This is a genomic window from Oceanobacter antarcticus (assembly GCF_044962685.1).
GTDB classification, from domain to species: domain Bacteria; phylum Pseudomonadota; class Gammaproteobacteria; order Pseudomonadales; family Oceanobacteraceae; genus Oceanobacter; species Oceanobacter antarcticus.
On record NZ_JBBKTX010000020.1, the window covers coordinates 55,348 to 69,261 of the forward strand.

Here is a 13,914-nt window from a genome sequence, read left to right on the forward strand (position 1 = left end):
TCTAGTCTGAACAGGATTTGATTATTTATAGCCATGTGGAACAACATGCGTACAAGGACAGAAGGAACCGATATGAGCTTACTTTCACGCTTGTCAGTAAAAGGCAAATTGTTACTGATGATCACCGTGCCTCTGATTGCTCTGGTGTATTTACTGGCCGAAGATGTGCGTGTGAGGTCGGTACAGAAAAGCGAAATGCAGGCGATTTCAGTGCTGGTTAATCTGGCCAGGCACAATAGTCTGCTGGCCCATGAGTTACAAAAAGAACGTGGTCTGTCGGCCGGGTTTCTGGGCAGTCAGGGTGCGTCATTCAGTGAGACACTGCCGCAACAACGGCGTGTCAGTGATGACCAATTACAAGCCTGGGAAGCACTGCTTGATCAGACGGACCTGTCTGGCTATCCCAAGGTAGCTGCGGTGATTGCGACGGCCCAAGCCGACTTGCAGCGTTTGGCTGATGTACGCTCCGGTGTTGCAGGATTGGCACTCGACCTGCCCGATGCGCTGGCATTTTATACCGGTATTATCCGCCACTTGCTGGCGCTGTCAGCGATTGCCACAGGCTATACCAGTGATGGTGTGATTTCCCGTCAATTGCAGGCCTATTACAATTTGCTGCAAGGCAAAGAGCGCGCCGGTATTGAGCGTGCGGTGTTGAGTAATGCCTTTGGTGCCAACGAGTTTTCAGCGGGCTTGTACCTCCGTTTTATCCGTCTGGAAACCGAACAAAGCGCCTATCTTGATTCGTTTTATCAATTTTCCAATGCCGCAGGCAGGCAACCATTTGACGCCTTTCTGGAATCAGCTTCCCAGCGTGCTGTTGCTGATTACCGTGCGATTGCGCATCAATATGCCACTACGGGCGGATTCGGAGTGGCCGCCAGTGACTGGTTTGCCGCCTCGACCGCGCGTATCAATCAACTCAAGGTACTGGAGAATGGACTCGAAGCCGTGTTGCTGGACACGGCCTCGTCTCGTCTGACTGACGTCAGCCATGCCTACTGGAGCATGATTCTGCTCGGGCTGTTTTTCCTGATCCTCTCTACCGGGCTGACGCTGCTGGTGTCCGGCATGTTTTATCGTCAGGTCAAGGCGCTGCACCAGCAAATTGTGGCCATCAGTCAGGGGCTCGATCTATCTCAGCGAGTGCCGGTCTACCTGAAGGATGAGCTGGGCGAAGTGGCGACCGCCTGTAATCAGTTACTGGAGCGCATGGAAGAAACCGTTTCCCAGATTGCCATCAGCGCGACAGAAATGAACCTGATCGCTATTCAGAATCACATGACTATTTCGCTGAGTACCCGAGGGATGCAGGTACAGCAGGATGAAACCTCGAGTGCTGCGACCGCTGTCAGTCAGCTGGAACAGGCGACGCAGGACATTGCCTACAGCATCCAGCAAGTGGCTGACCAGGCCAGCCAGGCCAATCAAACGGCCGACAGCAGCGGTGAAACGGTCGATCTCAGTCTGGGTTGTATTGAAAACCTCAATACCCAGATGAATCAGGCGGCGGAGGTGATTCAGGATTTGCACCGTTCCAGTGATGCCATTGCCGGGGTACTGGAGGTGATCAAGGCTATTGCCGAGCAAACCAACCTGCTGGCGCTGAATGCTGCGATTGAAGCTGCCCGTGCGGGAGAGCAGGGCCGGGGGTTTGCTGTTGTCGCGGATGAAGTCAGGTCGTTGGCGCAAAAAACACAAGAGTCTACTGCCGAAATCGGCCGGATTGTTGGCCGTTTCCAGCAAGATTCACAGCGCGCCTATCATTCTGTTGAAGAATCGCAGAAAGTGGCGCGGCAAACGGTCGAGCTGTCGGGTACCGTCGCCAGAGAGCTGGCCCAAATACGTTCCGCTGTCCGCAGTATCCGGGATATGTCTGATCAGGTGGCCGCAGCGGCAGAAGAGCAGGTGACGACCAATAAAGAGCTGGGCCAGAACATGATGGCTATTCAGCGTTTATCAGAGTCGACCGTAGCCACCGGCAAGTTTATGCGCAAGACCGGTGGCCAGCAGCGTGAACTGGCGGGCAATCTGATGACGCTGGCAGAGCGATTCCGCTTGCATCAGGATTGATTTTGGCCCAAGCAGCCACTGAGAAAACGGCTGACGTCTTCAATTTCCGGGTACGAAACCTCGTGCTTCATCGGATAGCTGCGCCAGAGTGGTTGCAGGCCGTTGTGGCGCAGCTGTTCCAGCGCCACCATCGCCAGCGAGATCGGCACAACCGGATCCACCGTGCCATGGGCAACCATGACTGGCAGCTGGCTATTGGCAGGATGAACCTTGAACGGATTCACCCGAGTGCCATCGGGAATGTAGGTGCTCAGAGCAATCAGCCCGCCGAGTGGCTGACCAAAGCTGGTTGCGGCCTGATAAGCAACCGCCCCTCCTTGGGAAAACCCGGCAAGCACAATTTTCCAGGAAGGTATGCCCATATCAATTTGTTGTTGAATCAGCTGATACAGCCGATTCACTGAGTCGGCCAGCTGATCCGGGTCGATGGTGCGTTTTGGCGCCATCGCCATAATATCGTACCAGGAGCGCATGGCTGCGCCATCGGCCATCGTGACTGGCCGTTTGGGGGCATGGGGGAAAATACAGCGCAGTTGTGATGTATCTATCAAGCTCGCCATATGCTGTACCACCGGCACAAAATCGTAGCCGTCCGCTCCCAGGCCATGCAGCCAGATCAGACAGGCGCTGGCAGGATCTGCAGATGGCTCGAGCACAACTTGCTCAGGGGTTTCGGTCATTTTCATGCGGTGTTTGTCTCAAGGGCAGGTGTCGTATGCAAGATAGCCAGAGGTAACAAGGCGTGCCGGATAATGGACATCAAGCCAAGTATCCGGCAGGCGAGGCAAACAGGGTCTGTCAGAAAAACAGACCTGCTTCAAGCTGGGCTTCTTCGGTCATCATGTCACGATGCCATTGTGGCTCAAACACCAGTTCGACGTTGACGGCACTGACATTGGGGACTTTGGCGACCCGATATTTGACGTCGGAAATCAGTACTGGTCCCATGCCACAGGTCGGTGCGGTCAGTGTCATGCGGATGTTGACCTGATGACCGTCAATCTCTATGCCATAAATCAGACCCAGGTCGAGCAAATTGATGGGAATTTCCGGGTCGAAAATCGTCCGTAATGCTTGCTCAACCTGTTCTTTCCGAACCACGTTATCGCCGTGATCCTCGAAGACAATCTGTTCTGCTTGCAGGCCCAGCGCGGCCGCATCGGTGCCATCAACCCGCATCATGTTGCCGTTAACGGTGACCGTATAATTGCCACCCAGTGCCTGATTGATGGTGACAAAGACACCGGGCGGAATGGTGGCAGGAATACCGGAAGGAACCTGTCGCGCTGGACATGCAGCCAGCGAAACGACCATGCGTTTTTCCATAAATGAAGCTACCTGTCGCTGAAATTTTGCTGAGTGAGTGCCGTTTTGATACCGGCATCACGCCGGGTCAGTGCAATATCTCCGGACGTTCAGCGGTTGTGGCATGGATGGCACCTCAGCATGACCTCATGACCTGAAAAGGTACATACCAAGGTGACATGGCAAGGTTACACCGAAAAGGATTCACCGCAGCCACACAAATCACGGGCATTGGGATTGTTGAACTTGATGATGCTGTTCAGGCCTTCTTTGGTGAAGTCGATTTCGGTGCCACGGACATAGGCTCTGGCATCTTCGGCGACGTACAGGATCACGTCACTGGCGACCTGGACTACCTGGTCGCCAGGGCTGGAAGCATCAACAAATTCAATATCGTACTTGAATCCTGAGCAGCCGCTCTTTTTGACAGCCAGACGCACGCCGCTTTTGTCACTATTTTTGGCCAACATTTTGCGCACGTGTTGAATCGCCGCGTCGGTCATGCTGACTTCGGCAGCGGCGTTCGGGTCGTAGGTTTCAATACTCATGTGTGTGTCCTCAATCGGTCACGAATCATTACAGCAAAAACATCTTGGCTTTTTCCAGCCCCTTGAACAGGGCATCCACTTCATCCAGCGTATTGTAAAACGCCATCGAGGCCCGCACGGTTCCCGGTACGCCAAGGCGTTCCATCAATGGCATGGCACAGTGGTGGCCGGTACGGACCGCAATGCCTTGCTGGTCGAGCAGGGTGCCGACGTCCGCAGGGTGCGCACCGTCGAGCAGAAAACTGAAGACGGAGGCTTTTTTGGCCGCTTCGCCGATGATACGGATACCACCCAACTCCAGCGCCATGGCGTGGGCTTTTTGGATCAGAGCCTCTTCCTGAGCGGCCAGTACCTTGCGATCGAGACCGTTGAGGTAGTTGATGGCAGCAGCCAGGCCAATCGCACCGGCAATATTGGGGGTGCCCGCTTCAAACTTGTAGGGTAACTGGTTGTAGGTGGTGCCAGCAAAAGAGCAGTGTTCAATCATTTCACCACCGCCCTGATAGGGCGGCATGTCATTGAGCAGTTCTTCCTTGCCGTACAACACACCCATACCGGTCGGGCCAAACAACTTGTGGCTGGAAAAAGCATAGAAATCGACATCCAGCTGCAGCACATCGACATCAAAGTGGGAGACCCCCTGGGCACCGTCAACCATCACCACGGATTCGTTGATCCGTGCCATACGGACAATGTCCGGGATCGGATTGACGCTGCCAAGGGCGTTGGAGACGTGCGCAACGGAAATCAGCTTGACCCGAGGCTCCATCAATTCGGCCAAGGCGTTCAGGTCGAGTTCGCCGTTGTCCTTGACCGGGATCGGGATCAGTTCTGCGCCGACCTGTGCGCACAGCATTTGCCAGGGTACGATATTGGAATGATGCTCCATTTCGCTGACCAGAATACGGTCACCCTTGCCAATGTGCTTGCGGCCCCAAGTGGATGCCACCAGGTTGATGCCTTCGGTAGTGCCTCGGGTCCAGACAATTTCCTCTGGTTTTAACGCCCCGATGAATTCCTGCACGACTTTACGGGCACCTTCGAACTGCTCGGTTGCGACGTCACTGAGATAATGGGCACCACGGTGGACGTTGGAGTTGACCGTGCGATAGAACGTCGCTTCGGCCTCGATCACAACGTTTGGCTTGTGCGTGGTGGCACCGTTGTCGAGATAGACCAGCGGCTTGCCATGTACTTGCTGCTGCAGCGCCGGGAAATCCTGGCGGATATTGTCGATGTAACGGCGGGTTTCTGCGGAATAGGCGTCGATCATGACAGTGCCTCGATCTGCTCGTGAGTAAAGGCCTGGACACGACCAAAACGCTGCGCCAGCAGCGGGCGTAACCAGTCGCCAACGGCGGGATGTGGCAGCGCCTCCAGCAGTTCGTTGATAAAACCAAAGCTCAACATGACCTGGGCTTCCTGTTCGCTGATGCCCCGGCTTTGCATATAGAAACGGGCCTTGTCATCGAGCTGGGCAACGGTCGCACCGTGGGCGCATTTAACGTCGTCGGCGTAGATTTCCAGTTCCGGCTTGGTGTTGATTTCGGCTTTGTTGGTCAGTAACAGGTTCTTGTTGCTCAGTTCCGCCAAGGTTTTCTGGGCATTCTTGTGAATATGAATGCGGCCGTTGAATACCGCTTTGGCCTGGTCGTTGATAATGCCGCGGAATACTTCGTTGCTGGTGCAATGGGCGGCAGCGTGTTCGATACAGGTGTGGAAATCGACCAGTTGCGATTCCTGGGGGACGTAGACACCGGAAATTTCCGAGTGTGAGCCACCACGATTGTGGTTGACCACCAGGTCATTACGGGTCAGCGCCGAGCCAAGTCCGAGGTGAAACGCCAGGTACTGGGCATCCCGTTGCAGATCGATACGGCTGGTACCGATAAAGACGGCGGCTTGCTGCATCTGGTTAAGACGGTAATGGGTCAGGCGGGCGTTATCGCCGACCAGAATATCCGTCTGGTTGTTGGTAAAACTGTTGTCGCTGCTCTGTGTTACGGAGGCAAACTGCTCAATCAGTGTCAGCTCGGCGCTGGTTTCCAGCTCCACCAATACTCGGCTGTTGATGCTGTAGGCATGATCGGCACCGGTATTGATTGAACAGATTTGCAGTGGTTTGTCGAGCGGGCTGTTGCGACCAATGGTGATCAGCACGCCGCTGCTGAGCGCGGCGTCGTTAAGGTCGTTAAACAGGTGATGATTCGATTGCTGACGGCCGTTAGACAAACGCTCGACAATCCGCGCTTGTTGCTCGCTATTGGCATCGGCAAACAGCACCACCTGTTCCAGTGCCAGGGCGCTCGACAATGCGGTATCGATCTGGCCATTCACCAGTACCAGCTGGTAGCTGTCCAGCCCGGCGATGGTGATGGTGCTGGCCAGTGTATCGGCAGCGACTGGTGTAACCGGAACAGCAGCATTGTAGCTGTCTGCCGCCAGGGTTTTCAGCGAGCAATACTTCCACGCCTCGGTTTTGCGATTTGGCCACGGCGCAGCGGCAAAGGCTGCACGACCGGTATGGTTAATGTCAGCCAGCCAGTCCAGGGGAGCAATAGTAGCTTGCTGATTAAGTTGCTGCTGCTGAAAGCTGGCAGCCGGATTCGTCTCTACCATGTTATTGCGCCTCGCTTTCCAGCCAGCCGTAGCCTTTCTCTTCCAGTTCCAGCGCCAGCTCCTTGCCACCGGATTTGACGATCTTGCCATCAGCAAGGACGTGAACGTAGTCCGGGATGATGTAGTCGAGCAAGCGCTGGTAGTGGGTGACGATGATGAAAGAGCGGTTGGGATCACGCATGGCATTAACGCCATTTGCCACCACTTGCAGAGCGTCGATATCGAGACCGGAGTCGGTTTCATCAAGGATGCACAGGGAAGGTTCCAGCATCATCATTTGCATCAACTCGTTACGCTTTTTCTCACCACCGGAGAAACCTTCGTTGACACCACGCTTGAGGAAACTCTGGTCGAGATTCACTGCCTTGATTTTTTCCCGTGCCATTTTCAAAAAACTGACCGAATCCATCGGTTCCTTGCCCTGGTGGGCACGAATGGCATCGACGGAGGCTTTGAGAAATTCGAGATTGGAAACACCGGGAATTTCAACCGGGTACTGAAATGCCAGGAACAGGCCCTCGCGAGCGCGTTCTTCCGCGTTGAGTGCCAGAATATCCTTGCTATTCAACGTGGCCGAACCGGCGGTGACTTCGTAACCGTCGCGGCCCGCCAGGACATTACCCAGTGTGCTTTTGCCTGCGCCGTTAGGACCCATGATGGCATGGATTTCACCGGGTTTGATGTCCAGGTTGAGGCCCTTGAGAATGGGCTTGTCTTCGACTTTGGCGTGCAGGTTTTTAATGCTGATCATGGTGGTTCCTGTCTTCTGTAGTCGGACGTCGGTGCCAGACGTCGGACGCTTTAATGTGTTTTGGACGGACGCCGGATGCCAGACGTCGGACATGATTCGGTGTTTTGCGTCTGGCCTCAGATCTCCGACAATGAATTATCCCACTGACCCTTCAAGGCTGATTTCCAGCAGTTTGCCCGCTTCTACGGCAAACTCCATCGGCAGTTCCTTGAACACCTCTTTGCAGAAACCGTTCACAATCATGGACACCGCTTTTTCGGTATCAATGCCGCGCTGGCGACACAGGAACAGCTGGTCGTCGCTGACGGTAGAGGTTGTTGCTTCGTGTTCTATCACCGCTGACGGGTGCTTGCTTTCGATGTAAGGGAAAGTATGGGCGCCACACTGGTCGCCAATCAGCAGCGAGTCACACTGGGTGTAGTTACGGGCACCTTCGGCATTCGGATTCATGCGCACCAGACCGCGATAGGCGTTTTGGCTTTTACCGGCAGAAATACCCTTGGAGATAATGGTGGAGCGGGTGTTTTTGCCCAGGTGAATCATCTTGGTGCCGGTGTCGGCCTGCTGATAGTTGTTGGTCAGTGCGACGGAGTAAAACTCGCCTACCGAATTGTCACCCTTGAGGATGCAGCTCGGATATTTCCAGGTGACGGCTGAACCGGTCTCAACCTGGGTCCAGCTGACCTTGGCATTGGTATGGGCAACGGCTCGTTTGGTAACAAAGTTGTAGATGCCACCTTTGCCTTCTTCGTCACCGGGATACCAGTTTTGCACGGTGCTGTATTTGATTTCGGCGTTGTCGAGGGCGATCAGTTCCACTACGGCGGCGTGCAGCTGATTTTCGTCGCGCATCGGCGCGGTACAGCCTTCGAGGTAGGAAACGTGTGAGCCTTCATCGGCGATAATCAGCGTACGTTCAAACTGGCCGGTTTTGGCTTCGTTGATACGGAAGTAGGTCGACAACTCCATCGGGCAGCGTACGCCTTTGGGGATGTAGACAAACGAGCCGTCGGAGAATACAGCGCAGTTGAGGGCAGCATAAAAGTTGTCGCGCTGCGGTACGACGGTGCCGAGGTATTTTTTCACCAGTTCCGGGTGCTTGTGCACGGCTTCGGAAATCGGCATAAAGATCACACCGGCTTCCGCCAGTTTGTCGCGGAAGGTGGTAGCGATAGAAACCGAGTCGAAGACGGCGTCGACTGCGACCCCGGCCAGCATCAGCTGTTCGTGCAGCGGGATGCCCAGCTTGTTGTAGGTTTCCAGTAGCTTGGGATCCACTTCATCCAGGCTTTTTGGCCCGTCGGCCATGCTTTTGGGTGCTGAATAATAAGAGAGTGCTTGGAAATCCGGCTTGTCATAGCTGACATGAGCCCATTCTGGCTCCACCATTTCCAGCCAGGCGCGATAGGCTTTCAGCCGCCATTCGGTCATCCACTCGGGTTCACCTTTTTTGGCGGAAATAAACCGCACTACGTCTTCATTCAGGCCGGGCGGCAGGGTATCGGATTCAATATCACTGATAAATCCGGCCGCGTATTCCTTGCGGAAACGTTGATGAATTTCCTGATTCGGTACGGGGTCGGTCAGAGCGGGATTAATGGCATCGGTCATGGCGCTGTCTCTCGGTCGGATGACATCGTTCCTGGTTGCAAACCGCGAGAAGAGGGCTTGCCAACTGCTGTGCGGTGGTAACCGGGCACATCTGGCCAGTATGGATCCGGCTGTGCTGATATCATCATTTCGTTAGTCCCAGCATTCTACTCAAGTACTCACAGTATTACCAGAATCAATACCAGTTTGGTATGCTTTGCTGATAAACCGGTTTCCGTATCCGCTCGGGTTGTTCCTGAAACGGGGGTGACGGACGGCAAGTGGGTAAAAGTCATCAATGAAAATCAGCAAAATGACCGATTACGGCGTGTTGGTGCTGAACCATCTGGCCAAAAGCGGTGGTTCCCAGCAATCCACTGACGACATTGTCACCGGCATCGGCGTGTCGTTGCCGACCGCCCGCAAGGTGCTAAAAGTGCTGGCGGATGCCGGGCTGGTCCAGGCCCGACGTGGTTCCCGTGGTGGTTACCGACTGGCGCGCAGCCCGGAACAGATTCCCTTGCTGGCGATTGTGGAAGCCTTTGAAGGCAAGGTGAGCCTGACGGAATGCAGTACCGTTGAGTCTGATTGCGACATCACCGACAGTTGCTCGCTGGCAGGTAACTGGGGTGGTATCAATCAGGTACTGACGCTGGTGCTGTCGGGCATCAGCCTGCATGACATCCGTTATCCCCATACGTTGCAACGCATTACCACTAGCTTGGCATTGTCTACCGACCAGATTCATCTGGTGAATCTGGATTAATTAGCCTTGCTGCATTTTCTCGCAGAGGCCACCCATCCCAAAAGACCACAATGGCGCGCCATGAGTCCGATCTTGTGTTGAAACCGAGTCGATTACCAAGCCCGTTTTTGCACGACAAGATTCTGTAACCTTTCGCTCCTAGACTGGTTCAATGCACCTTACCGACAGATCTGTTATGCGCCTGATTACCCTGTTTCTTGTTGTACTGTTATCCGTGACGGCGGTTGAAGCTGCAGCGCTCGAATTGCAGGGCGCTGCTGTTTATCGGCGTCTCGATAACGATGTCTATCTGGCATCGGTCTATAGCGACAGCGCCAACAGTGAAGCCTGGCTGAATTCTGCCCAGCCACTGCGGCTGGAAATGCGCATCCTGGCAGATGAACTCTCCCCCAGGCGTTTCTACCGCCTCTGGAACGAGGGGCTGGCGATTAATCTTAGCGAAGCAGAAATGAATCGGCGGGTTACCCAGGTCACCCGGTTTATGCACTTGCTGAAAGATGATCTGCTCATGGGAGATCAGCTGGTGATCTCAAACGAGACCGGTGAGACGCGGGTGACTATCAATGCGGTTGACGTGCTACAGCTGGATGATCCTGGTTTTGTACGGGCACTGGTGACGGTTTGGGTGGGCAAGTACCCGCGTTCGCAAAAATTCAAGGATGATCTGATTCACATGTCGGCCGACCAGCGAGCTGAACAACAGGCCCGGTTACTGGCAATTGAACCGGCCGCCGGGCGTCAGCAAGTGATCGAAAGCTGGGTTACGGTTGAGCAACATAATAGCGCCAAACCATCAGTTTCAGCTGCTGCCGTTGTAATTGCGGGCCAGGGTAGTGCTGCCGGAGTGACTGCTGCTGGAGTTACTGTTGCCGCAGTGACATTGCCTCCGGCGGCAACAGAACCCAGCCCGGACATCATGGCACCAGCAGAGTCGCAGCCGGAACCCGGCATGGAGATGATGAATATACCGGAGCTTGATGAGACCCCATTGTCAGCTTTATCTGATCCGGTGGCGGAGGCGTTATCGACAAACCAACAGCAGGAGACGTTACGCCTGGCAGAAGAGCAGGCAGCCGCTGAGTTGGCAGCCCGGCAAGCGCAGCAGAGAAAACAGGAAGCATTGCTGATCGAACGGCAGCAATCAGAAGCGCGTTATTATCGCGATCTGTTAACCAGTGCCAATGCCAAGGTGCTGTATCCCAAGCAGGCGTTGCGGCGCGGGCTGGAAGGGACTGCGCGGGTTGCGCTGAAGTTGAATCGGGATGGCAGCTTGATAACCGCTGTTATCAGTGAAACTTCCGGGCATACCGTACTGGACTCGGCAGCGGTACGAGCAGCAGAACGGGCCGCACCGTATCGCGAGTTGCCCGGTATTTTGCTGGGGCCAGATTTTGAGTTCGACATTCCTTTCCGTTTTGTGATGAATACCCGTTAACGGCGCTGCCTGTTTCCAATTTGTCATGCTAACGTTGGATCATCTGAAAGGAATACAGAAAGGCACGACAGGTCATGTGACTGCTTGTTTTTACAGCCGCGTTTGTTACACCAGGCGTCGGGCAGGTCGTGAAACAGGGTTTTTCCTGGTCAACGGGTAAAGGATTCCCAAGCCATTTCAATCCGAGCAGGGCTGTAGTTATGAAGCGTATATCGGTACTCATGATGTTGCTGGTACTGACGACTCCGGTACTGGCTGCCGGTGAACAGACGTACGGATACTTCGAGTTACTGGGAAAGTCCTGGTTTCTGGTTGCTCTGAATGACGTCGAATCGGTCAGTGAAGGCGCGGTTACAGAGGGTGCAGTTACAGAAGGCACCCGTCTTGAACTGAAAGTCGTCGAAGATGAGGTATCGCCAAGGCGTTTTCGGCAACTCTGGATGGATGCACTTGCTGCTGCTGCCACATCCCATAATCTCTCCCATTTCCAGCAAGACCTCGATACCTTCTTCTCTGCTATCAAAGGCCCATTACTCAAAGGCGATAACCTCTCCCTCGAATTGCAGGATGACGCCACTGTTCTGATGATCAATCACTACGACCATGCGCATCTGTCGCCCGACTTTCTTGCTTTGCTGGTGGATTCCCTGACCGCACGAATTGCACCCATCCCGCAGTTACGGCAAGGATTGCTAGGGTTGCTGGAGCCGCAACAAATGAGCACGCTTGAAACTGCATTTCATGCTGAAGAAATTCCATTACAACGTATCAGTCAGACATCTCGCTGGCTTCGATTTCCCGGTAAAACCCGCGTTTCTCAGCTCTGATATACTTGCGCCTCTCGCCGGTGGCGATGACGAGTAGCATTCAGAGGTAGCAGTGACTCCAGCATATACAGACAGATTCGGTGGCATTGGCCGCCTGTACGGCGTTTCCGGCCTTGAACGTTTATCGCGTGCGCGTGTGTGCGTGGTGGGGATTGGCGGTGTCGGCACCTGGGTAGCAGAGGCACTGGCCCGTTCCGGAATTGGTGCCCTGACCCTGATCGACCTGGACGATATTTGTGTGACCAATACCAATCGCCAGATTCACGCCCTGATGGGCTGCGTCGGGCAAATGAAAGTCGCCGCGATGCGTGAACGTTTGCTGCAAATCAATCCCGAGTGTGATGTCCAGACGGTTGAGGATTTTCTCACCAGCAAAAACATGGCGGCGATACTGGCACCGGGCGATCAGTACGACCATTTTGATTACGTAGTGGATTGCATCGACAGTGTCAGGAACAAGGCAGCGCTGTTGGCTTTTTGCAAACGTTACAAGATTCGGGTGGTAACCACAGGCGCTGCGGGTGGACAGATTGATCCGACCCAAATCCAGATTGCCGATCTCAATAAAACCACCAATGACCCGCTGGCTCGCAAGGTGCGTTCCTTGCTGCGGCGGGAATATGGTTTTTCTCGTAACCCCAGCCGTAATTATTCCATTCCCTGTGTCTTTTCCACGGAACAGCTGGTCTATCCGCAACCGGATGGCTCGGTCTGCCAGATGAAAGCATTTGCGGGCGACAGCACCCGGCTGGACTGCGCATCCGGCTTTGGCTCTGCCACTATGGTGACGGGGGCGTTTGGTTTTGTGGCGGCTTCCCGCGTGGTCAAACGTATTGCCGAAGGAGCAGGCAAGAAAGGGTGAATCCGGCTTGTTATCGCGGAGTTCACCTTGATAGTGATCGCTGTGTGCCATTTTCGAACGGAAATCCTTGTTTTGACAATTTTTTGTATAGACTATGTATAACTTTATTGGCATCAGATAATTCGTTGGAGGTTGATATGACACGTTCCCGTATGGCAGTAAACCGCCGCCGTCAGCAGGCCCTGCGGCAACGCCATGTGCCGCAACCAGCGGCAATAACGCCGTCGTGGTCTGGCTCGTTCTGGCTGTTGCTGGCGGCCAGCCTGCTGCTGATCTGGTTGCTGTTGCAGGCAGCTCCGGCGCTTGCCAGCGACGCCGCTCGATCTGCGGCCCAACCTGCCGCTGCGCAGATGTCCGCTCAAGCCGCAGCTTGTCCGGCGGTGTTCCATCAACAAATGAAGCAATTACACAGCAGCAAGATACTCAATGTCTGCGACGTCGTTAATGGCCACCCGGTGCTACTGGTAAACACTGCCAGCCATTGTGGTTTTTCCGGGCAATTTGCCGATCTGGAAGCACTGCATGAAACTTATAAAGATCGTGGCCTGGTGGTTATTGGCGTGGCGTCCAACAGCTTTGATCAGGAAGCTAAGACCGAAGAAGAAGCCGCAGAAGTGTGTTTCAAGAACTTCGGTGTCACCTTTACCATGATGGCTCCGGTGCCGGTCAAGGGTGCTAACGCGCATCCGTTGTTTCAGGAAATGGCCCGCCAAGCCGGTGCACCGCGCTGGAATTTCTACAAGTATCTGCTGAATGCCGATGGCAAGGTGGTGGAATCCTGGTCCAGTTTTGGAATGCCAGACGACGATGATTTGGCTGCGGTACTGGCGCAGCAGCCCGATAAAAGCTGAAGCAGAACGTCAGCTGGATGAGCTGCTTCAAATGCGGTTGGCACGTTCTGCGCCTGCATCTTAAATCAGCCGTCATACAGGCTATTATTCGGACTGTCATTTTTGGCAGGTTGCTGAAAATAGTGGCAGTCGATTGGCTTGTTTCAGCGGTTGTCTGGTTTTGTCTTGTTATTTTGTTGTTGTGAAGCGCCTCGAATCTCTTGGTGGCTAGCTGCCAAACGACTGATTTTTATGATTATTTTGGGCTGTAAACTTTAAATATTCCTGCTTGGGAATATTGGCCTCGC

Annotated in this window: 13 protein-coding genes; 6 read left to right on the forward strand and 7 right to left on the reverse strand. The window is 54.4% G+C overall.

Features of this window, described 5'->3' with window-relative positions:
- Positions 1 to 72: 72 nt before the first annotated feature.
- The gene (locus WG929_RS15485; RefSeq protein ID WP_416206796.1) at positions 73 to 2,073 is read left to right on the forward strand and encodes a methyl-accepting chemotaxis protein; all 2,001 of its coding nucleotides are present in this window, start codon (positions 73 to 75) and stop codon (positions 2,071 to 2,073) included.
- Here WG929_RS15485 and WG929_RS15490 read toward each other — a convergent pair.
- The 7 genes from WG929_RS15490 to sufB form a co-directional block, all read right to left on the reverse strand.
- Entirely contained in the window at positions 2,064 to 2,759 is a 696-nt protein-coding gene (locus tag WG929_RS15490; RefSeq protein WP_416206797.1) for an alpha/beta hydrolase, read from the reverse strand. The genes WG929_RS15485 and WG929_RS15490 overlap by 10 nt on opposite strands.
- Positions 2,760 to 2,871: 112 nt before the next feature.
- Complete coding sequence (sufT, locus tag WG929_RS15495; protein ID WP_369857365.1) at positions 2,872 to 3,399, reverse strand: putative Fe-S cluster assembly protein SufT; 528 nt, start codon at positions 3,397 to 3,399, stop codon at positions 2,872 to 2,874.
- Between the two features lie 167 nt (positions 3,400 to 3,566).
- On the reverse strand, positions 3,567 to 3,926 hold the full coding sequence (locus tag WG929_RS15500; protein WP_416206798.1) for a HesB/IscA family protein: 360 nt from the start codon (positions 3,924 to 3,926) through the stop codon (positions 3,567 to 3,569).
- Between the two features lie 28 nt (positions 3,927 to 3,954).
- Positions 3,955 to 5,199, reverse strand: a complete 1,245-nt coding sequence (locus WG929_RS15505; protein WP_416206799.1) for an aminotransferase class V-fold PLP-dependent enzyme — start codon at positions 5,197 to 5,199, stop codon at positions 3,955 to 3,957.
- A complete protein-coding gene (gene sufD, locus WG929_RS15510) occupies positions 5,196 to 6,545 on the reverse strand; it encodes a Fe-S cluster assembly protein SufD (RefSeq protein ID WP_416206800.1) in 1,350 nt (449 codons plus the stop codon). Before sufD ends, WG929_RS15505 begins: the two co-directional genes overlap by 4 nt.
- A gap of 1 nt (position 6,546) precedes the next feature.
- A complete protein-coding gene (sufC, locus tag WG929_RS15515; RefSeq protein WP_416206801.1) occupies positions 6,547 to 7,296 on the reverse strand; it encodes a Fe-S cluster assembly ATPase SufC in 750 nt (249 codons plus the stop codon).
- A 135-nt stretch (positions 7,297 to 7,431) separates the two neighbouring features.
- On the reverse strand, positions 7,432 to 8,907 hold the full coding sequence (sufB, locus tag WG929_RS15520) for a Fe-S cluster assembly protein SufB (RefSeq protein WP_416206802.1): 1,476 nt from the start codon (positions 8,905 to 8,907) through the stop codon (positions 7,432 to 7,434).
- A gap of 277 nt (positions 8,908 to 9,184) precedes the next feature.
- Between sufB and WG929_RS15525 the strand changes: the two genes are divergently transcribed.
- The 5 genes from WG929_RS15525 to WG929_RS15545 all read left to right on the forward strand — a co-directional run bounded on the left by WG929_RS15525 (position 9,185) and on the right by WG929_RS15545 (position 13,627).
- The gene (locus WG929_RS15525; RefSeq protein WP_416206803.1) at positions 9,185 to 9,652 is read left to right on the forward strand and encodes an SUF system Fe-S cluster assembly regulator; all 468 of its coding nucleotides are present in this window, start codon (positions 9,185 to 9,187) and stop codon (positions 9,650 to 9,652) included.
- Positions 9,653 to 9,827: 175 nt separating this feature from the next.
- A complete protein-coding gene (locus tag WG929_RS15530; RefSeq protein WP_416206804.1) occupies positions 9,828 to 11,087 on the forward strand; it encodes a TonB family protein in 1,260 nt (419 codons plus the stop codon).
- Between the two features lie 200 nt (positions 11,088 to 11,287).
- Positions 11,288 to 11,914 carry a chalcone isomerase family protein gene (locus tag WG929_RS15535; protein ID WP_416206805.1) on the forward strand — a complete coding sequence of 209 codons (627 nt, stop codon included), beginning with the start codon at positions 11,288 to 11,290 and terminating at the stop codon, positions 11,912 to 11,914.
- Positions 11,915 to 11,966: 52 nt separating this feature from the next.
- Entirely contained in the window at positions 11,967 to 12,776 is an 810-nt protein-coding gene (tcdA, locus tag WG929_RS15540) for a tRNA cyclic N6-threonylcarbamoyladenosine(37) synthase TcdA (protein WP_416206806.1), read from the forward strand.
- A gap of 137 nt (positions 12,777 to 12,913) precedes the next feature.
- Positions 12,914 to 13,627 (forward strand): glutathione peroxidase, encoded by a 714-nt coding sequence (locus WG929_RS15545; protein WP_416206807.1) that lies wholly within the window; start codon positions 12,914 to 12,916, stop codon positions 13,625 to 13,627.
- The last annotated feature ends 287 nt before the right edge of the window (positions 13,628 to 13,914 follow it).